General features: G+C 65.1%; 18 protein-coding genes. 11 read left to right on the forward strand and 7 right to left on the reverse strand.

Annotated elements, in window-relative coordinates:
• Positions 1-32: 32 nt before the first annotated feature.
• From secD to queA, 4 genes are all read right to left on the reverse strand, one after another.
• Positions 33-1,913 (reverse strand): protein translocase subunit SecD, encoded by a 1,881-nt coding sequence (secD, locus tag AC6LJY_RS20205; protein WP_046804351.1) that lies wholly within the window; start codon positions 1,911-1,913, stop codon positions 33-35.
• 113 nt (positions 1,914-2,026) lie between these two features.
• Positions 2,027-2,371 (reverse strand): preprotein translocase subunit YajC, encoded by a 345-nt coding sequence (gene yajC, locus AC6LJY_RS20210; RefSeq protein WP_006221220.1) that lies wholly within the window; start codon positions 2,369-2,371, stop codon positions 2,027-2,029.
• Positions 2,372-2,621: 250 nt separating this feature from the next.
• Positions 2,622-3,758: a tRNA guanosine(34) transglycosylase Tgt gene (tgt, locus tag AC6LJY_RS20215; RefSeq protein WP_046804352.1), complete on the reverse strand. Its 1,137-nt coding sequence runs from the start codon at positions 3,756-3,758 to the stop codon at positions 2,622-2,624.
• On the reverse strand, positions 3,755-4,813 hold the full coding sequence (queA, locus tag AC6LJY_RS20220) for a tRNA preQ1(34) S-adenosylmethionine ribosyltransferase-isomerase QueA (protein WP_498136628.1): 1,059 nt from the start codon (positions 4,811-4,813) through the stop codon (positions 3,755-3,757). Before queA ends, tgt begins: the two co-directional genes overlap by 4 nt.
• 193 nt (positions 4,814-5,006) lie before the next feature.
• Here queA and dacB point away from each other — a divergent pair, with 193 nt between their 5' ends.
• Both dacB and upp read left to right on the forward strand, forming a co-directional pair.
• Complete coding sequence (dacB, locus tag AC6LJY_RS20225) at positions 5,007-6,455, forward strand: D-alanyl-D-alanine carboxypeptidase/D-alanyl-D-alanine endopeptidase (RefSeq protein WP_411266442.1); 1,449 nt, start codon at positions 5,007-5,009, stop codon at positions 6,453-6,455.
• A 141-nt stretch (positions 6,456-6,596) separates the two neighbouring features.
• Entirely contained in the window at positions 6,597-7,235 is a 639-nt protein-coding gene (gene upp, locus AC6LJY_RS20230; protein ID WP_046804355.1) for a uracil phosphoribosyltransferase, read from the forward strand.
• A gap of 157 nt (positions 7,236-7,392) precedes the next feature.
• Here upp and cysG read toward each other — a convergent pair whose 3' ends face one another.
• Positions 7,393-8,811, reverse strand: a complete 1,419-nt coding sequence (gene cysG, locus AC6LJY_RS20235) for a siroheme synthase CysG (protein ID WP_498136629.1) — start codon at positions 8,809-8,811, stop codon at positions 7,393-7,395.
• 227 nt (positions 8,812-9,038) lie between these two features.
• On the opposite strand from cysG, the gene AC6LJY_RS20240 reads away from it, so the two are divergent.
• From AC6LJY_RS20240 to AC6LJY_RS20255, 4 genes are all read left to right on the forward strand, one after another.
• The gene (locus AC6LJY_RS20240; protein WP_082134441.1) at positions 9,039-9,764 is read left to right on the forward strand and encodes a hypothetical protein; all 726 of its coding nucleotides are present in this window, start codon (positions 9,039-9,041) and stop codon (positions 9,762-9,764) included.
• Positions 9,765-9,848: 84 nt separating this feature from the next.
• Positions 9,849-10,166 (forward strand): ElaB/YgaM/YqjD family protein, encoded by a 318-nt coding sequence (locus AC6LJY_RS20245; protein WP_006221213.1) that lies wholly within the window; start codon positions 9,849-9,851, stop codon positions 10,164-10,166.
• A 66-nt stretch (positions 10,167-10,232) separates the two neighbouring features.
• Positions 10,233-10,646, forward strand: coding sequence for a phage holin family protein (locus AC6LJY_RS20250; RefSeq protein ID WP_046804358.1), 414 nt, complete (start codon positions 10,233-10,235; stop codon positions 10,644-10,646).
• A gap of 3 nt (positions 10,647-10,649) precedes the next feature.
• Positions 10,650-11,000: a hypothetical protein gene (locus tag AC6LJY_RS20255; protein WP_046804359.1), complete on the forward strand. Its 351-nt coding sequence runs from the start codon at positions 10,650-10,652 to the stop codon at positions 10,998-11,000.
• A gap of 136 nt (positions 11,001-11,136) precedes the next feature.
• Here the strand turns inward: AC6LJY_RS20255 and AC6LJY_RS20260 are convergent, their stop codons facing one another.
• Positions 11,137-12,681, reverse strand: coding sequence for a UbiD family decarboxylase (locus AC6LJY_RS20260; protein WP_104145552.1), 1,545 nt, complete (start codon positions 12,679-12,681; stop codon positions 11,137-11,139).
• 83 nt (positions 12,682-12,764) lie between these two features.
• Here AC6LJY_RS20260 and AC6LJY_RS20265 point away from each other — a divergent pair, with 83 nt between their 5' ends.
• Positions 12,765-13,583, forward strand: a complete 819-nt coding sequence (locus AC6LJY_RS20265; protein ID WP_046804361.1) for a lytic transglycosylase domain-containing protein — start codon at positions 12,765-12,767, stop codon at positions 13,581-13,583.
• 125 nt (positions 13,584-13,708) lie between these two features.
• Here the strand turns inward: AC6LJY_RS20265 and AC6LJY_RS20270 are convergent, their stop codons facing one another.
• Positions 13,709-14,869, reverse strand: coding sequence for a pyridoxal phosphate-dependent aminotransferase (locus AC6LJY_RS20270; RefSeq protein ID WP_314359794.1), 1,161 nt, complete (start codon positions 14,867-14,869; stop codon positions 13,709-13,711).
• A 44-nt stretch (positions 14,870-14,913) separates the two neighbouring features.
• Between AC6LJY_RS20270 and AC6LJY_RS20275 the strand changes: the two genes are divergently transcribed.
• From AC6LJY_RS20275 to AC6LJY_RS20290, 4 genes are all read left to right on the forward strand, one after another.
• Positions 14,914-15,840, forward strand: a complete 927-nt coding sequence (locus AC6LJY_RS20275; protein WP_498136630.1) for an FAD-binding protein — start codon at positions 14,914-14,916, stop codon at positions 15,838-15,840.
• A 144-nt stretch (positions 15,841-15,984) separates the two neighbouring features.
• The gene (locus AC6LJY_RS20280; RefSeq protein WP_498136631.1) at positions 15,985-18,273 is read left to right on the forward strand and encodes an NADP-dependent malic enzyme; all 2,289 of its coding nucleotides are present in this window, start codon (positions 15,985-15,987) and stop codon (positions 18,271-18,273) included.
• Positions 18,254-19,483 (forward strand): patatin-like phospholipase family protein, encoded by a 1,230-nt coding sequence (locus AC6LJY_RS20285; RefSeq protein ID WP_498136632.1) that lies wholly within the window; start codon positions 18,254-18,256, stop codon positions 19,481-19,483. Before AC6LJY_RS20280 ends, AC6LJY_RS20285 begins: the two co-directional genes overlap by 20 nt.
• Positions 19,480-19,947 carry a barstar family protein gene (locus AC6LJY_RS20290; protein ID WP_046804365.1) on the forward strand — a complete coding sequence of 156 codons (468 nt, stop codon included), beginning with the start codon at positions 19,480-19,482 and terminating at the stop codon, positions 19,945-19,947. The genes AC6LJY_RS20285 and AC6LJY_RS20290 overlap by 4 nt, the downstream gene beginning before the upstream one ends.
• Positions 19,948-19,997 lie beyond the last annotated feature (50 nt).

Consider the following 19,997-nt stretch of genomic DNA (forward strand, 5'->3'; position numbering starts at 1 on the left):
TGGCGGACGGCTGTGGGCCGTCCGCCTTATTGTCAGTTTGCCTTCGGTTTCCAGATCTCGCCGATGGAGATCGAAGAGAGCTTCTTCTTGCGGCCGTAGTACAGATTGGCCAGGGCGCGCACGCCCACCACCGACGAGAACATCGACGTCAGGATGCCCAGGCAGTGCACCACCGCGAAGCCCCGGATCGGGCCCGAACCGAAGGCCAGCAGCGCCAGGCCGACGATGAGCGTCGTGAGGTTCGAGTCAAGAATCGTGCCCCAGGCGCGTTCGAAACCTTGGTGGATGGCCTGCTGCGGGGTTGCCCCGGCGCGCAGTTCTTCCCGTATCCGCTCGTTGATCAGCACGTTCGAGTCAATGGCCATGCCCAGCGTCAGCGCAATAGCGGCAATACCCGGCAAGGTCAGCGTGGCTTGCAGCATGGACAGCAGCGCCAGAAGCAGCAGCACGTTCAGCGTCAGGCCCACCGTGGAGAACACACCGAACAGGTGGTAGTACAGGATGATGAAGACGGCGATGGCCAGGAAACCGTACAGCGTCGAATGGAAGCCCTTCGAGATGTTGTCGGCGCCCAGGCTCGGGCCGATGGTGCGTTCTTCGATGATCGACATCGGTGCGGCCAGCGCGCCGGCGCGCAGCAGCAGGGCGGTGTCGGCGGCTTCTTCGGAGCTCATGCTGCCCGAGATCTGCACCTGGCCGCCCGCGATTTCGCTGCGGATGACCGGCGCCGTGACCACTTCGCCCTTGCCGTTTTCAAACAGCAGGATGGCCATGCGCTTGCCGATGTTGTCGCGCGTGACGTCGCGGAAGATGCGCGCGCCCTTGGAATCCAGCGTCAGGTGGACGGCGGCTTGCTGGGTTTGCGAATCACGGCCCGGCTGCGCGTCTTGCAGGTTTTCACCCGTCAGCACGACCTGGCGGCGAACCAGGATCGGACGGCCGTCGCGGTCGTTGTAGCGTTCCAGGCCAAAGGGAACGGTGCCACCCAGCAGCGCGGCTTGCGCGGTGGGGGTGTCGTCGACCATGCGGATTTCCAGCGTGGCGGTGCGGCCCAGCAGTTCCTTGGCCTTGGCCACGTCCTGCACGCCAGGCAGTTGCACCACGATGCGGTCCGCGCCTTGTTGCTGGATGACCGGTTCGGCCACGCCCAGTTCGTTGATGCGGTTGTGCAGGGTGTTGATGTTCTGCTTTAGCGCGGAATCCTGCACGCGCTGGACGGCGGCCGGGTTCAGGGCGCCCAGCAGCACTTGCTTGCCGCCTTCTTCGCGTTCCGTGAATTCCAGGTCGGGCAGGCGGGTGCGCAGGGTGGCGATGGCGCGGTCACGGTCGTCGGTGTTGGCGAACGTGGCGGCAACGCCCATGCCCGAGCGCTCGACGCCGGCCACGTTGACCTTTTGGTCACGCAGCACGGAACGCACATCGGCGGCCAGGGAGTCGTAGCGGGCGGTCAGCGCGCCTTGCATGTCCACTTGCAGCAGGAAGTGCACGCCACCGCGCAAGTCCAGGCCCAGGTACATGGGCTTGGGGGCGAACCAGCCCATCGCGCGCATCCAGGCGGGCGAGGCGGGCAGCAGGTTCAGCGCCACGGTGTAGTGCGGGTCGCCGGCAACGGTGTTCAGGGTTTTGTCGAGCAGGTCGCGCGCCTGCAATTGCAGGTCGGTCGAGGGGAAACGGGCGCGCACGGTGCCGAGCGTGCCGTTTTGTTCGTAGAAGACGCCTTCGTTCGGAATCTTGGCGTCGGTCAGGATTTGATCGACCCGGTTCAACATCGCCGCGTCCACCTTGATGGTGGCCTTGGCGCTGGAAACCTGGACCGCGGGCGACTCGCCGTAGAAATTCGGAAGCGTGTACAAGAGGCCAATGATGACCGCGATCAGGACCGTAATGTACTTCCAGAGGGGATAGCGGTTCATTGCCGGCTACTTCATGTCAGGGTGATAAAAGGGCCGCCCGGGCGATGAACGCGGCGGGCGGCGGTGGGTCCCGTCAAACGTAATAAGAGCCCGACGGGGCTCCTATTAGACGCTTAAAGGGCCTTGATGGTTCCTTTAGGAAGCACCGTCGAAACCGACGACTTCTGCATGATGACTTCAACGGGCTTGTCGGCCAGTTCGGACACTTCAACGGTCACGTAGCTGTCGTTGACCTTGGTGACCTTGCCCAGCATGCCGCCGGCCGTGACCACTTCGTCGCCCTTGGCCAGGGCGGCGATCAGGTTGCGGTGTTCCTTCTGACGCTTCATCTGCGGGCGGATCATCAGGAAGTAGAGGATCACGAACATCAGGACGATGGGCAACATGCCCATCAACGCATTACCTTCAGGGGCGGCGGCTTGTGCCACGACGAGGCTTGCGGTATCGATAACGGACATTGAATTCTCCTGCGTTTAAGTCTGTGTGGGTTGTTTGTTGCTACGGCCAGCCATGCCCGGGTTCTCTATGTAACCGTGGGTCATTGCCAAACCCCTTAGCTGTGTTGTTATGCGCCCATCCCCGCGCGAGCCATGGATAGGGCAAGCCGACTATTGTATCTATGTTATTGCCGGCCTTTCACTAGGGATGGATCCCAATCTATGGGGACGGAATCCCGATAAAAAAGACCCCCCCTGGAAAAAGGCCCGGTTATTCGATGCCGCGCGCCCGGTCGGCGGCGAACTGCGCGCGCCAGGCGTCAAAGCGTCCTTGCCCGATGGCTTCGCGCATTTCCTGCATGATCGTCAGGTAGAAATGCAGGTTGTGCAGCGTGTTCAGGCGCGCGCCGGTGATCTCGTTGGCCCGTTGCAGGTGGTGCAGGTAGGCGCGCGAGAAGTTGCCGCAGGTGTGGCAGCCGCAGCTGGGGTCCAGCGGGCGGGTGTCGTCGCGGTACTTGGCGTTGCGGATCTTGACGTCGCCAAAGCGCGTGAACAGCCAGCCGTTGCGCGCGTTGCGGGTGGGCATGACGCAATCGAACATGTCCACGCCGCGGCTGACGCCTTCGACCAGGTCTTCCGGCGTGCCCACGCCCATCAGGTAGCGCGGCGCCTGGGCCGGCAGCTTGGGGGTGACGTGCGCCAGGATGCGCATCATGTCTTCTTTGGGCTCGCCCACCGACAGGCCGCCGATGGCGTAACCGTGAAAACCGATGTCTTGCAGGCCGGCCAGCGATTCGTCGCGCAGCGATTCGTACATGCCGCCCTGCACGATGCCGAACAGCGCGTTGGGGTTGCCCAGGCGGTCGAATTCGTCACGCGAGCGGCGCGCCCAGCGCAGCGACATGCGCATGGACCGGGCGGCTTCCTCGACCGTGGCGGGGCGGCCGTCGATTTCGTACGGCGTGCATTCGTCGAACACCATCACGATGTCGGAATTGAGCGAACGCTGGATACGCATCGATTCTTCGGGCGTCAGGAACAGCCGCGCGCCGTCGATGGGCGACGCAAACTTCACGCCTTCCTCGGTGATCTTGCGCATGCCTTGCAGGCTGAACACCTGGAAGCCGCCCGAGTCGGTCAGGATGGGCTTGTCCCATTGCATGAAGCCGTGCAGGCCGCCGTGCTTTTCCATGATGTCCGTGCCCGGACGCAGCCACAGGTGAAACGTGTTGCCCAGCACGATCTGCGAGCCGATCTCTTTAAGCTCGTGCGGCATCATGGCCTTGACGCTGCCATAGGTGCCCACGGGCATGAAGATGGGCGTCTCGACCACGCCATGGTTCAGCGTGATCCGGCCGCGGCGGGCGCCGCCGTCGGTGGCTAGCAGTTCAAAGTTCAGACCGGTCATGGGGCGGGGGACTCGATAAACATGGCGTCGCCATAGCTGAAGAAGCGGTAGCGCTGGGCCACCGCATGGGCGTAGGCGCGGCGGATCGGCTCGACGCCGGCCAGCGCCGACACCAGCATCAGCAGGGTCGACTGGGGAAGGTGAAAGTTGGTGACCAGGGCGTCCACGACGCGGTACCGGTAGCCGGGGGTGATGAAAAGGCGGGTGTCGCCCTGGGCGGCGGCCAGCGGCAGGCCGGGGGCCGTGCGCCCTTCGGTTTGCGCTGCCGCCGATTCCAGCGCGCGCACGCTGGTGGTGCCCACGGCGATCACGCGGCCGCCCTTGGCGCGGGTGGCGGCGATGGCGTCCACCGTGGCTTGCGGCACCGTGAACCATTCGGCGTGCATGATGTGGTCGGCCAGGTTGTCGACCCGCACCGGCTGGAAGGTGCCCGCGCCCACGTGCAGCGTGACAAAAGCGCGCGCGATGCCCAGGTCGGCCAGTCGGTCCAGCGTGGGCTGGTCAAAGTGCAGGCCGGCCGTGGGGGCGGCCACCGCGCCGGGCTCGCGGGCGTAGACGGTCTGGTAGCGATCGTCGTCGCCCGCGTCGGCCGCGTGCGTGATGTAGGGCGGCAGCGGCGTGGCGCCGTGCGCGTCCAGCAGGTCCAGGACCGGGCCGGGAAAGCGGATGTCGAAAAGCTCGCCTTCGCGGCCCAGCACGGTGGCGTCGAAGGCATCGGCCAGGCGCAGCACCATGCCCGGCCCCGGCGATTTGCTGGCGCGCACATGGGCCAGCACGCGGTCGGACTCGGTGATGCGTTCGACCAGCACTTCGATCTTGCCGCCGGTGATCTTGTGGCCAGCCAGCCGCGCCTTGATGACGCGAGTGTCGTTGAACACCAGCAGGTCGTTCGGCCGCAACAGGTTGACCAGGTCGGCGAACTGACGGTCGTGCAGCTGGCTGGCTGCGTCCAGATGCAGCAGGCGGCTGCCCGTGCGCTGGGCGGCGGGCGTCTGCGCGATAAGTTCTGGCGGCAGCTCGTAATTGAAGTCGGAAACGGTCAGGGACTGGGTCACGCGGGTATCTGCGGGTATCTGTCTGTCAGGAGGGGCGGCCCGGTAAACGCTGATAGCGGCGGCCGGGCAAGCTCGGGGCAACCGGCTATTGTAAAGGCGAAGGTTATCAGGGTCGGATCTGCCCGCCGCCCGCAACCGTCCCAGGTTTTGTATGCTCTCGGTCTTGAGAGCAATAGCAACCGGTGGACAAGGCATGACGGGACAAGCGATGAAGCGGTGGGGCGGGCTGAAGCGGTGGCTGGCCGGCGCGCTGGTGGCCCTGTCGGCCGGCAGCGCCTGCGCGCAGGTCCAGGGCCTGCCGCCCAACGTCGTGAATGCCTGGAAGGCCAGCAAGTTGCCCGACAGTTCGCTGTCGCTGGTGGTGCAAGAGCTGGGCGGGCAGCGGCTGATCGCGCTGAACGCGAAAGAACCGCGCAACCCGGCGTCGGTGATGAAACTGGTCACGACGTGGGCCGCGTTGTCCGAGCTGGGCCCGAATTACGTCTGGCGCACCGAATTCATGACGGCGCCCGGCGCCCGGCCCGACGCCCGCGGCGTCCTGGCCGGCCCCCTGTACCTGCGGGCCGGCGGCGACCCTCAGTTTCTGATGCAGGACCTGTGGGCGCTGCTGCGCGAACTGCGTCTGCGCGGCGTCAAGCAGATCAATGACCTGGTCATCGACCGCAGCATTTTCGGCCAGGTCGCCACGGACCCGGGCGCTTTCGACGGCGCCCCGGACCGCGCCTACAACGCCAGCCCCGATGCGCTGATGGTGGGTTTTGGCGCGCTGCGCCTGTTGTTCACGCCCGACCCCGTGGCTCAGAAATGGGTGCCGCTGATCGACCCGCCCTTGCCCGGTCTGAAGATTGAAGGCAGCGTGCAATGGAGCGACATCCGCTGTCCCGGCCCCCCGGTCGTGACGACGGAACCCCTCATTACCCAGCAGGGCGTGACGATCCGCGTGGGCGGCAAGGTGGCCGGGTCTTGCGGCGAATTCAGCCTGTATCGGCTGGCGCTGTCGCAGCCGGATTACGCCACCGAAATCTTCCGCATGTTGTGGAAAGAGCTGGGCGGCACGTTCAAGGGGCAGGTCAAATCGGGCATGGTGCCGGCGGACGCCGTGGTGCTGGCCTCGCATGAATCTCCGACCTTGTCCGAGGTCATCCGCCAGATCAACAAGCGCAGCAACAACGTCATGGCGCGCACGCTGCTGCTGACGCTGGGCGCCGAGCGCGGCCGGCGGCCGGCCACGGTGACCAGCAGCGAGGCGGCGGCCAAGGGCGCCCTGGTCAAGCAGGGCCTGGACATGCCCGAACTGGTCATCGACAACGGTGCGGGCCTGTCGCGCGAGGCCCGGGTGTCGGCCGACAGCCTGGCCTCGATGTTGACCGTGGCGTGGAATTCGCCGGTCATGCCCGAGTACATTTCGTCCTTTGCCATTGCCGGGGTGGATGGCACGGTGCGCCGCCGCCTGAAGGGCGATGGCACGCAGGGCATGGCGCACCTGAAGACCGGCTCGCTGCGCGACGTGCGGTCCATTGCCGGCTACGTGCTGGGAGCCAGTGGCAAGCGCTACGTGGTTGTCAGCATCGTGAACCACGAACAGGCGGGTGCCGTCCGGGCTTTCGACGACGCCCTGATCGCATGGCTGGCCGATCAATGAAGGTGGCCCCCACGCGGCGCGCACGATGTGCGCTTGCTGCCCCCCAAGGGCTTTAAACCGATTACGATCCTCAGTTGCGGCATGCGAACGGCCGCCTGAGGCGACAAACCCTGTATTTCAATATTCTGGAGAATTACGCACATGCCCGTGCACGAAATCCGCCACCCGCTGATCCGCCATAAGCTCGGGATCATGCGTCGCGCCGACCTCAGCACCAAGAGCTTTCGAGAGTTGTCGCAGGAAGTGGGCGCGCTGCTGACGTACGAAGCGTCCAAGGACCTGCCGCTGGCGCCCGCCACCGTCGAGGGCTGGTGTGGACAGGTCCAGGTTGAGAAGATCGCCGGCAAGAAGGTCACCGTGGTGCCGATCCTGCGCGCCGGCATCGGCATGCTGGACGGCGTGCTCAGCCTGATTCCCGGCGCCAAGGTCAGCGTGGTGGGCGTGGCCCGTAACGAAGAGACGTTGGAAGCCCATACCTACCTGGAACGCCTGGTCGGCGAGCTGGACCAGCGCCTGGCGCTGATTGTCGACCCGATGCTGGCAACTGGCGGTTCGATGGTCGCCGCTATTGATTTGCTCAAGCGCGCCGGCTGCAAGGAAATCCGCGCCTTGGTGCTGGTGGCCGCGCCCGTGGGCATCGACGCCGTGCTGTCCAAGCACCCCGACGTGCATATCTATACGGCGTCCATCGATGACGGCCTGAACGAACACGGCTACATCATGCCCGGCCTGGGTGACGCGGGCGACCGCATCTTCGGTACGACCCAGAAGACGGTCTGACGGGGGGAGCCCGGCGGGCGACTGTCTGTCGGCCGGGCCGTCTGGGGATCCGGCTAGCTAGTGAACCGGCTAGCTAGTGAACCGGCTAGCTAGTGATCCGGCTAGCTAGCGCCTCGGACGGCTGCCGATCCGGCAGCCGGGGCCTGCGCGACGCAGCTCACGCGCCAGGTGCGCGGACCGCTTCCCCGTCGATGTGTTGGCCGAACCACCGCAGCTTTGGTGCCAGCCCGGCCACCTCGCCCACGATCAACAGGGCGGGGGACCGGATGCCATGTTCGGCCGCGAGTTCGGGCAGCGCTTGCAGCTTGCCCGACAGCACCCGCTGTTCCGGCCGGCTGCCGTTTTCGATCAACGCGAACGGCGTGTCGGCTGCGCGGCCATGGCCCAGCAGGCGCCGGGTCAAGAGTTCCAGCTGCCCCACGCCCATATAGAAAGCCAAGGTCTGCTTTTCACGCGCCAGCGCGGGCCAGTCCAGGTTGTCTTCGTCTTCGCGGCAATGCGCCGTGATCAGCCGCACCGATTGCGCGTGCTCACGATGCGTCAGCGGAATGCCGGCATAGGCCGCACAGGCCAGCGCCGCCGTAATGCCGGGCACCACTTCAAAGCGCACGCCATGCGCGCGCAGATGTTCCAGTTCTTCGCCGCCCCGGCCAAAAATAAAGGCGTCGCCCCCTTTCAGCCGCACCACGCGCTTGCCTGCTTGCGCGTGCTCGACCAGCAGGGCGTGAATGCGAGCCTGGGTAGCGTGATGGTTTTCGCCGGGCAGCTTGCCCACGCAAATGCGGTCGGCGTCGCGGCGGGCCAGCGACATGACGTCGTTGCTGACCAAGCGGTCGTAGAGGATGACGTCGGCTTCGTTCAGCGCGCGTAGCGCTTTCAATGTCAGCAGCCCGGGGTCGCCGGGGCCGGCACCCACCAGCACGACGCTGCCTTCAGCGGGCGCAAGCGGTTTGTCCAGCGCCTGGCTTAGCGCGGCTTCGGCCTGGGCCGGTTGTTGCTGGCGCAGCAGGCCGGCCACGGGGCCGTCCAGCAGCCAGTCATAGAAGCGGCGGCGCGCGCCCAGGTCGGGATGGCTGGCGCGGATACGCTTGCGATAGGTTGCGGCCAACGCGGCCAGCTGGCCCAACGTGTGGTCAAACAGGGATTCAATGCGCTCGCGCACGCGGCGCGCCAGCACGGGCGCGACGCCAGACGACGAAATGGCGACGATGACGGGCGAGCGGTCAACGATGGACGGCACCTGGAACGAGGACAGCTCCGGGTCGTCCACCACATTCGTAAAGATGCGGCGCGCGCCGGCCGCCTCGGACACGGCGGCGTTGGCGGCGCGGTCGTCAGTGGCGGCCACTACCAGCCAGATGTCCTCCAGCCAGGCGGCGTCAAAGCGGCCCGGCAAATGCTCAACGCGGCCCTGGGCCACCAGTTCGGTCAATGCCTGCGTCAGTTCCGGCGCGCCCACCACCACTTGGGCGGAGGCTTCCAGCAGTGCCAGCGTTTTGCGTTCGGCTACCGCGCCGCCACCCACCACCAGCACCCGCCGACCCTTCAGGTCAGCAAAAATCGGGAAAAGCTTCATCGTGTGCCCGCCTCGGGCGTACCCGGCAAAATATCCCCCGATCATAGGGACGGGCCTTCATCCCCACAACTTTTGATTTCTTGAATTCATATATCCAGAATTTATTTGGCGGGCAGCGATTAGCCGACACGAGTGGACATATGTCGGGCACGGCAACCGGTGTAGTATCAAGCCAGCCGCCGCCAGCCGTGGGTGGCAAGTCCCGAATTCTGGAGTGGTAATTGACGATGCAAAAAATCGCATCCTTGGTGTTGTGCATGGGCGCGGTGGGCGCCTCGGCGTCGGTGCAGGCGGGCGTTTGCGACGCCCAGTTCATGCATGACGGTGGCGCGGTGCAGTTGACCGGCTCGGGCAACCTGTCCCTGGGCGCGGACCTGACCTTCACCGAAGTTACCAAAAGCAATGGCGATAACTGCCGGGCGCGCGTGCAAGGCGTGGCCACGTTTGGCTACGCGGGCCTGCCGCCGGGCAAGTCCAAGCTGGATTACCTGATGACGGTCAAGGGCGGGCAGGCCACCTTCCTGCGCTATGCCTCGGCGGGCGAAGCCCCCAAGCCTTCCGAGGGCCAGTTCGACCTGCGCATGCTGGGCTTGTTCGCCTACGACGGCAAACTGAACGCCGGGCAAAAGCTGCCCGGCTCGTCGTTCCGCTTGAAGATCGGCAAAGAAGCGCCGGTCGGGGGCCAGCCCAGCACCACGGTGCGCATCGGCGAGAAAAGCGTGGGCCAGAAAACGTCGTTGAACACGGCGTTGGGCAACCAGTCCTGCCACCCGGTCACTTACACGCGCAACTCCGACCCCACCATGGCCACGTTCCAGGGCCTGACCATTCCGATACCCGGCATGAACACGACGGTCACCGATTGGTATTGCCCGGCGGTGAACCTGGTGATGAAGCAAGACATAGATCAATCAGGCGTGAAATCAGCGGTTGAAATTACGCAGATCAAGTAGCACACGGTATCAAGCACGTCTTGCTGCGGGCAGGGCGGCTGGTATTATATTTTTGTCATAGACACACAACAGGAGCTCAAAAAAATGGCCACGAGAAAATCCGAAGAAGTCGCAAAAGAAAAACTGATCGACAGTGTCAAGACCAGCCTGAATGACGCCGAAAACCTGCTGCGCGAAGCGGCCGGCACCACGGGCGAAAAGGCCAACGAATTGCGCGACCGCGCCATGACCTCGCTCAAGCGCACCCGCGAAGCCCTTTATGAAGCGCAAGACGCCGTGCTCGAACGTGGCCGCAAAGCCGCTCGCGCCACCGACGACTACGTGCATGACAACCCCTGGCAAGCCATCGGCATCGCAGGCGTGACCGGCCTGCTGCTCGGCTTGCTGATCAGCCGCCGCTGATTGGTTTGAACGATCGGGCGGGCAACGTCGGCATGCCGGCGCTGCCCGGCCGCCGTTCCTGACAACATGGGTCTACGAAAATCTGTTTTCGGCGTCGCGTCCAGCCTGGTCGGGCTGTTGCGCACCCGCCTGGAGCTGCTTGCGCTGGAAGCCGCCGACGAAAAGGCGCGCCTGCTCAAGCTGCTGGGCATGGCCTTCGCGGCGTTGCTCTTTTTGACGCTTGCGGTGCTGGTGTTCACGGTAACGGTGGCGGTGCTGTTCTGGCCCACCGAAGACCGCTACATGGCCTTGGGCCTGCTGGCGGCGTTCTACGGCATTGTGGGCATTGCGTTGTTGCTGGTCGTGCGCCATGGCCTGGTCTATGGCGCGGTGCCCTTTGCGGCCACCCTTGACGAGCTGAGCCGCGACGCGGAACTGCTTGAACGGGTCCGCGACGCGCAAGACGACGAGCCCCCGGCGCGCCGACGCGAGGAGGACTGAACCATGTCGAAAAGGTCTCCCACCGTGGACCGCGCCGTGCGCATCGAATTGCTGCGCGCCCGCGCCGCCATCGAACGCGAATCGCTGGTGCATGACATCGTGACGACCGGCCATCGGCTGGAACCCGCCGCGATCATCCGGGGGCTTTTGCCCCGGCTGGCTGCGGGCGGGGCGTCGCGCTGGGCCTTGCAGGCCATCACGCTGGCGCGTCGTTATCCGGTCGTCACCTCGTCCGTGTCGACCTTGCTGATGCGCGGCGGCAAGCGCTTCAAGCTGCTCAAGATCGCGGGCGGCGCATTGGTCGGCTGGCAGCTGTTCAAGATGTGGCAAAGCTCGCGCCAGGACGACGAATAACGCGTTCAACCTTGCTGCGGCTTGCGCCATAAAAAAGCGCCACAAAAAACCCCGCGATGCCTCTGCATTGCGGGGTTTTTTTTGGTCAGTACCAAAGCCTGACCGTGCGGCCACGGGCTGCACGCCACAGCCACAACTACAGGCCCAGCTGACTCCAGATATCGTCCACACGTTTCTTGACGTCGGCATCCATCGTGATGGGCGTGCCCCATTCGCGTTGGGTTTCGCCGGGCCATTTGTTGGTGGCGTCCAAGCCCATCTTGCCGCCCAGCCCCGAGACCGGCGAGGCGAAGTCCAGATAGTCGATGGGGGTGTTTTCGACCAGCAGCGTATCGCGCACGGGGTCCATGCGCGTCGTCATCGCCCAGACTACTTCCTTCCAGTCGCGCGGGTTGATGTCTTCGTCCACCACCACGATGAACTTGGTGTACATGAACTGGCGCAGAATGCTCCACAGCCCGAACATGACGCGCTTGGCGTGCCCCGCGTATTGCTTGCGGATCGACACCACCGCCAGCCGATAGCTGCACCCTTCCGGCGGAAGATAGAAGTCGACGATTTCCGGCAACTGGCGGCGCAGCAGCGGCACGAACACTTCGTTAAGCGCCACGCCCAGCACGGCGGGCTCGTCGGGCGGCTTGCCGGTGTAGGTGGAATGGTAAATGGGGTTGCGCCGCATCGTGATGCGTTCGACGGTGAACACCGGAAACCAGTCCTGCTCGTTGTAGTAACCGGTGTGGTCGCCGTACGGCCCTTCCAGCGCCATCTCGTAGTCGCTGTTGGGCGGCGGGTTGACGCCGTCCGGCACCACGGGCTTGACGGCGCGCGGGTCGGAAGAGGGCAGCAGATGGCCTTCCAGCACGATCTCGGCCCACGCCGGCACCGACAGGTTGCTGCCCAGCGCCTGGGCAACTTCGGTGCGCGAACCGCGCAGCAGGCCGGCAAATTGGTATTCGGACAGGCTGTCGGGCACCGGGGTGACCGCGCCCAGCGTGGTGGCCGGGTCGGCGCCCAGTGCGACGGCGATGGGGAACGGCGTGCCAGGGTTGGCCAGCGCGTGATCGCGGAAATCCAGCGCGCCGCCGCGATGCGACAGCCAGCGCATGATGAGCTTGTTCGGGCCCAGCAGCTGCTGGCGATAGATGCCCAGGTTCTGCCGCTTGGCGTTCGGGCCGCGCGTGATGACCAGGCCCCAGGTCAGAAGGGGCGCCACATCGCCGGGCCAGCAGGTCTGGATCGGCAAGCGGGTCAGGTCCACATCCTTGCCTTCCCAGACAATTTCCTGGCAGGCCGGGCTCTTGACGTTTTTCGGGCTCATGTCCCACAGCGCCGCTTTCAGCATCGACACCTTGGCCAGCGCATCGCGCAGGCCCTTGGGGGCTTCGGGCTCGCGCAGCGACGCCAGCAGTTCGCCGATATCGCGCAGTGCGCTGACGTTGTCGGCGCCCATGCCGCGCGCCACCCGGGACGGCGTGCCGAACAGATTGGTCAGCACCGGCATCTGCGCCGGTTGGCCGTCGTGCAGCGCTTTTTCAAACAGCAGGGCCGGGCCTTCGGCGCGCAGCACGCGGTCGGAAATCTCGGTCATTTCCAGCCGGGTGGACACCGGCGCGGCAATGCGTTTGAGGTCGCCCATGCGTTCAAGTTGGGCGAGGAAGTCTCTAAGGTCGCGGTATTTCACTACAGATCCCAGCGATTTGGTTACATTTGAGGTCGAAAGAGAGGTTAACATTGACTCCCTCTTTTTCCACGCAGGAGGTTTTCATGCCCGATGCGTCAGTGGCCAGCCTGTTCAGGAATATGGCCCAAGGAGTGCACGAATATCTTGCCGAGTCCTTGCGTATTTGCTCAGTCTATCTGGGCATTGCAGTGATTGTGACGGTAAGCATGGGATTTGCCCTGCCAGGTTTGCGCGACCAGGCATTGCAAGTGCACAAAGCCTTGTTGACCGCCCTAGCGCCTTCATCCATGCAAACCGGCGTCGAACCCGACACCGGCTCCGAGCTGGGTTCCGACACGGCGTCGGCAATTGCCATGGCCGTACCAACCGCTCCTGCCAGCAATGCCACCGGCATGCTGGGGCCGGCGCGCGTCGCGCCACCAGTGCCCAAGAAGCCCGCCTTGTCGGCGACCGGCCCGCAGGCGGAAGCGTTGCGCAACTATATCTCGCGCAAATACAAGGTGGCGTATGACGCTACCGGCCCGCTGTTGAACACCGTCTACAAGGTCAGCCGCGAAAAGCAGCTGGACCCCTTGCTGGTGCTGGCGGTCATCGCCATCGAGTCGCGCTATAACCCGCTGGCCGAAAGCCATGTGGGCGCGCAAGGCCTGATGCAGGTGATGACCAGCGTGCACCAGGACAAATTCGACGCCGTGGGCAAGACCGCCCTGGACCCGGCCGCCAACATCGGCGTCGGGGCGACGATTCTGCGCGACTGTATCAACCGCCGCGGTTCGGTCGACGCCGGGCTGGCCTGCTACGTGGGTTCCACGGGGCCGGATGACAACGGCTACGGCGCCAAGGTCCAGGCGGAACGCCGGCGCCTGGCCCTGGCATCGGGCATTGCCCTGGCGCGGGACTGATACCGGACACCCGGTACGCCCGATACCGGCCAGCCTGCCGGACGACAAAGCGCGCTCTTTACAGAGCGCGCTTTTTCATTGGGACGGTATCGCAACGACCGCCGGCTGCGGCGGCAAGTGGCGGATCAGCGTTGCAGCAGCTTGCCGATGCGGGCCACGGCTTCCTCCAGGCGGTCCAGCCCCGTCGCGTAGGAAAAGCGCATGGTGTGCTTGCCGTGGGCCGGCCCGAAATCCAGTCCCGGCACGGCAGCCACGCCGGCTTGCAGCAGCAGCTGCTGCGAAAACGTGGCGCTGTCCATGCCCAGGTTGCTGATGTCGGCATAGATATAGAACGCGCCGTCTGGCTTGACGGGTACGTGGATGCCCAGGCGTTCGAATTCGGGCAACAGGTAGTCGCGCCGCTGCTTGAACGCTTCACGCCGGTGCTCGAAGGTTTTCATCGCCTGTTCGGTAAAGCATGCCAGCGCGGCGTGCTGGGCCAGCGTGGGCGCGCAGATCGCCAGGCTGGCGGCGATTTTTTCCACGGGCGCCACCATGTCTTCCGGCACGATCATCCAGCCCAGGCGCCAGCCGGTCATGTGGAAGAATTTCGAGAAACTGTTGATGACGATGATGTCATCGTCCAGCGTCAGCGCGGATCGCGGCGCGTTTTCATACGACAATCCCAGGTAGATTTCATCGACGATGGCAAAGCCGTCGCGCGCACGAACCTGCGCCAGCAGTTGCGCCAGTTCTGCGTGTGCGATGGATGTGCCGGTGGGGTTGCTGGGTGACGCCACCAGCACGCCCTGCGTCGCGGGCGTCCAATGCCGGGCCACGTCGTCGGCCGACAGCTGGAAGCGTTTGGCGGCGGAACTGGGAATCAAGCGCGGCACGCCGCCCGCCGCCAGCACGAAGTTGCTGTTGGCCGGGTAGGACGGGTCAGGCATCAGGACTTCGCCGCCGTGGTTGACCAGCGCCGCGCACGCCAGCGTCAGTGCACCGGATGCGCCGGCCGTGACAATAACGCGCGCCGGATTGATCTTGGCGCCGAACTTGTCGTGGTAGAACTGCGCAATGGCCTCGCGTAGCGGCATCAGCCCGGCGGGTGGGCCGTAGCCGCTAAGCCCGGCGCGGGCGGCGCGTTCCAGCGCTTCCACCACCTGGGGCGGCGCGGTAAAGTCCGGTTCGCCGATGCCCAGGCTGATAATGTCGTGGCCCGCCGCCTGTAGCGCCTGCGCCTGCTTGAATAGTTCCACTACCTGGAATGTCAGAAAGTCTTGAGTGCGAGCGGCAAGGCGGGGCATTGGATTCTCGAAAAGCGTCTTTGAAGCAAAAAGGAATTGTAGTCATGCAGCCATCCCGGCGCGCTTTCCTGCTTGGCAGGCGGCCCGCGCAAACGCCATGGGCCGCTTTCATGCAGCGGCTGACGCTGCTTTGCCAAGGCCAGGTTGTTGATCTGGGCGAGAACGGCCCGGGTGGCGCGCAAGCCATTCTGACGCCCGCGCGTGACGGCGACGTGGCGCACGCCCGCGCGCTGTGCGCCGAATATCGCGTCGTGATGGCGCTGGAGGGCGCAACGGGGCCTTACGCGGCGAGCAGCGCACCGCGTTTGCGTATCGACCCGTCGCGGTTGGCGGGCTTGGCGCGCCTGGCCGGCGACACCCCGCGCTGGCGCGCGCAGCCCGGCGTGCCGATGGCCGCGCTGGCCCAGGCCGGGCTGCGGCAGTTCGCCGGTTTTCCTGACGCCATGACCTTGGCCGAATGGCTGGCCGCACCGGCGCCGTGGCCCGCGGGTTGCTGCGCGGCCTCGGGCGTGCTCGGGGTGGACGTGATGCTGGCCGACGGCGTTGAGGAAACCTTGGGGCCGTTTGGCGAGGCCGACGTGCAGCCCCTGCGATCAGCCACCGTGCAGGCCCTGGTGCCGGCGCTGTTCCAGCTGGCCTCGGGCGGCGACGCGTTCGCAACGAACGACGGCTATCACTGGCTGGGCCGCTATCGGCTGGACGCCCTGAAGCCGCAGGCGCCGGCCACGGTGAACCTGGCGCATTTGCTGTTGGGGCATGGCGGTACGCTGGCCTGGGTGCAAGGCGTCACGCTGATTGATGTGCCGCCCTCTAGCAAGCCCCAGCCCGAGCCCCAGCCCGAGCCGCAGCCGGGCGCCCATGTGCCGTCCCCGGCGACCCCCGGCTTGGCGACGTTTCGGCTGGACGCCCGCGTCAAGACGCTGTTCGATCCCGCGGGTCGATTTCCCTTATTCCTGCCCAATGAAACCTGAAATACGTTCAGGTTGCTGTAAGATTTCGGCGCCTGCCCTGTCCGGTGGGCGAGCTTTCACCAGCGCTTTCGCAGACGTATCGCGGCGCGCGCCATGGGAATAGAATTCCTCCCTCTGTTTCACTTATAGCCAGTAGCCGCCCCTATGGATGCCAACCTTCGCAAAGCCGCCCTTGAATATCACGAGCACGGTCGCCCCGGAAAAATCTCGGTCACCCCGACCAAGCAGCTGACCAACCAACGCGATCTGGCGTTGGCGTATTCGCCCGGCGTGGCGGCGGCCTGTGAAGAAATCGTGGCGGATCCGGCCAATGTGTTTCGCTACACCGCACGCGGCAACCTGGTGGGCGTGATCACGAACGGCACGGCCGTGCTGGGCCTGGGCAACATCGGCGCGCTGGCCTCCAAGCCCGTCATGGAAGGCAAGGCGGTGCTGTTCAAGAAGTTTGCCGGCCTGGATGTGTTCGACATCGAAATCAATGAAACCGATCCGGACAAGCTGGTCGAGATCATTGCCGGGCTGGAGGCCACCTTCGGCGGCATCAACCTGGAAGACATCAAGGCGCCGGAATGCTTCACCGTCGAGCGCAAGCTGCGCGAGCGCATGAAGATTCCCGTGTTCCACGACGACCAGCACGGCACCGCCATTACGGTATCGGCCGCGTTCATCAACGGCTTGAAGGTCGTGGGCAAGGACATCAAGAAGGTCAAGGTCGTGACCTCGGGCGCGGGCGCTGCTGCCCTGGCGTGCCTGGATTTGATGGTGGACCTGGGCCTGCCGCTGGAGAACATCTGGGTCACCGACATTGAAGGCGTGGTCTACGAAGGCCGTGTCGAACTCATGGACCCGGACAAGGCGCGTTTCGCGCAAAAGACCGATGCCCGCAAGCTGGCTGAAGTGATTCAGGACGCCGACGTGTTCCTGGGCCTGTCCGCCGGCGGCGTGCTCAAGCCCGAAATGGTTGCGGCCATGGGCACGCGCCCGCTGATCCTGGCGCTGGCCAATCCCACGCCGGAAATCCTGCCGGAAGTGGCGCATGGCGTGCGTGACGACGTGGTCATGGCCACGGGCCGTTCCGACTACCCGAACCAGGTCAACAACGTTCTGTGCTTCCCGTACATTTTCCGGGGCGCGCTGGACGTGGGCGCCACCACCATCACGCGTGAAATGGAAAAGGCGGCGGTCTACGCCATTGCCCAGCTGGCCCAGGAAGAACAGAACGAAGTCGTGGCCGCGGCCTACGGCACGTTCGACATCTCGTTCGGCCCGGAATACCTGATCCCCAAGCCGTTCGACCCGCGGTTGATCGTGCGCATCGCGCCGGCCGTGGCCAAGGCCGCCATGGAAGGCGGTGTGGCCACGCGCCCGCTGGCCGACCTGGAAGCCTACGAAGAACAGTTGCAGCAGTTCGTGTACCACTCGGGCGCGTTCATGAAGCCGTTGTTCTCGGCCGCCAAGCGCATCGTGCGCGAAGGCGGCCCGGCGCGCATCGTGTTCGCGGAAGGCGAAGACGAACGCGTGCTGCGCGCGGTGCAGGTCGTGGTTGACGAAGGCCTGGCGCGCCCCATCCTGGTGGGCCGCCCATCGGTACTGCTGACCCGTATCGAAAAGCTGGGCCTGCGCCTGCGCCTGGGTGAAGACGTTGAAGTGACCAACCCGGAATACGACGAACGCTTCCATCAATACTGGACGACGTACTGGGAACGCATGTGCCGGCGCGGCATCACCAAGGAAATGGCGCGAGTGGAAATGCGCCGCCGCATGACCTTGATCGGCGCGATGATGGTGCACCTGGGCGATGCCGACGGCATGGTCTGCGGCTCGGTGGGCGCCTACCACGATCACCTGCGGTTCGTGGACGAAGTGATCGGCCGGCGCCCGGGCCATAACGTGTATGCCGCGATGAACATCCTGCTGCTCAACGAGCGCACGGTGGTGTTGGTGGACACGCACGTCAACGACGAACCTACCGCCGAGCAGATCGCCGAATTCACTATCGCGGCCGCCAACGAAATGCGCCGTATGTACCTGGCGCCCAAGGTGGCGCTGCTGTCGCGATCGAATTTCGGATCGGGCAGTTCCGCGTCGGGCGCCAAGATGCGTCGCGCGCTTGAAATCGTGCGCGAAAAAGAGCCCGAGCTTGAAATCGACGGCGAAATGCACGGCGATTGCGCGCTGGACGAAGCGCTGCGCATGCGCATCCTGCCGTCGTCCACGCTCAAAGGCGAGGCCAACCTGCTGGTGTGCCCGAACGTGGATTCCGGCAACATCGCCTACAACCTGCTCAAGACGGCCGCGGGCGGCAACGTGGCGGTTGGCCCGTTCCTGCTGGGCTGCAACGCGCCGGTGCACATCCTGACCTCAAGCTCGACCGTGCGCCGCATTGTGAACATGACCGCGATGACTGTGGTCGATGTCAACACGCCACGTTGAAGTCAGTCCCGCCGGTCCGGCGTGCCCACGCACGCCGACCGGTCTGGTCCTGACGGGTGGGGGCGCGCGGGCCGCGTACCAGGTGGGCGTGCTAAGCGCCATCATGGACTTGCTGGACCCCGACTGGCATTCGCGCTTTCAGAATCCCTTCGACATCATCTGCGGCACCTCGGCGGGGGCCATCAACGCCGCCGCGCTGGCGTGCCGCGCCGACCGCCCGCACCTGGGTGTGCGCCGTATCCGCCGCTTGTGGTCGTCACTGAACACCGACATGATTTACCGCGCCGACGCGCCCGGCCTGATTCGCACGGGCGTGCGTTGGCTGGGGTTGCTGGCGCTGGGCTGGATGTATTCAGGCCTGACGCGCAAGCGGCCGCAGTCGCTGCTGGACAACAGCCCCATGGAGGCGCTGCTGGGCCGCGTGCTGAACTTCGACCACCTGCGCGGCAACCTCGAGCGCGGGTCGCTGTCGGCGCTGGCGATCACGGCGTCGGGCTATACCAGCGGCGAGCACCTTACGTTCTACCAGGCGCATACGCCCATTGAGCCCTGGCATCGCTACTTGCGGCTGGCCATACCCACGCCTATCGGCATCGACCATCTGATGGCCTCGTCGTCCATCCCGTTCGTGTTTCCCGCGCGCCAGGTGCCGGTGCACGGCAAGGGCGAATGGTGTGGCGACGGGTCCATGCGGCAACTGGCGCCGATCAGCCCCGCCATACACCTGGGCGCCCATCGCGTGCTGGTGATCGGCACGGGGTTTCGGGATGACACCCATCCCGAGAACCGGGAAGATTCTCCGCCTTATCCGTCGCTGGCCCAGGTGGGCGGGCATGCGCTGTCCAGCATTTTCCTGGACGGCCTGTCGGTGGACGTCGAGCGCCTGGAACGCATCAACTACCTGATGGACCACGCGACGCCGGAGGGCGCGCAGATCAACGTGCGCCGCATCCAGGTGCTGACCATCACCCCCAGCCAGTCGCTGGACACGATGGCGCTTGAGCACTTGCAGGACATGCCCGCGCAAGCCCGTGCTCTTTTCCGCGTACTCGGTGTATCGTCCGACCCAGGCCGTCCTGGCGGCGGTGCGCTGATGTCGTATCTGCTATTCGAATCCAGCTACACCAAGCGATTGATCGAACTGGGTTATGCCGATACGATGCAGCGTAACGAAGAAGTGATCGCCTTTTTCAAGGAGGCTCAGGCATGACGCGCAATGGCCAATCTACGTTGCAGAAGCAGCTTCTGCGCGGGGGAGCGCTGCCTCATGAGGGGCTGGACAAGAAGGCCGTCGTGGACGCCTCGCACGAGCTTGGCCTGTCCTTGTTCGTTGCCAACTGTGACCCCGCCCGCAGTCGTTCAGCGGTGCTTCGCGCCATCGTCAAGGCGGTGGATTTCCCCGAGTACTTCGGCGGCAACCTGGATGCGCTGTACGACTGCCTGTGCGACACGGTCCTGGACCACAAGACGGGCGTGGTGTTGTGGCTGTACCGCCTGCATTCCGGCGACCCGGTGCTGGAAGAAGACGCCGCAAAAATTGAAACCGTGTGTTCGGACGCTGCCGACTTTGCGCGTGAAAACGGCCGCATCTTTGCATTTGTGATCGAACACGCGGGCCGCCACCCGGACCCGGAACCCGGCATCGCCGCAGCGCCCTATGGCGAAAACGATTAACTGCGGGCGAAAACGATTAACCGCGGGCGAAAACGATTCTCTGCGGGCGC

Source organism: Achromobacter sp. RT286_PF (assembly GCF_059760425.1).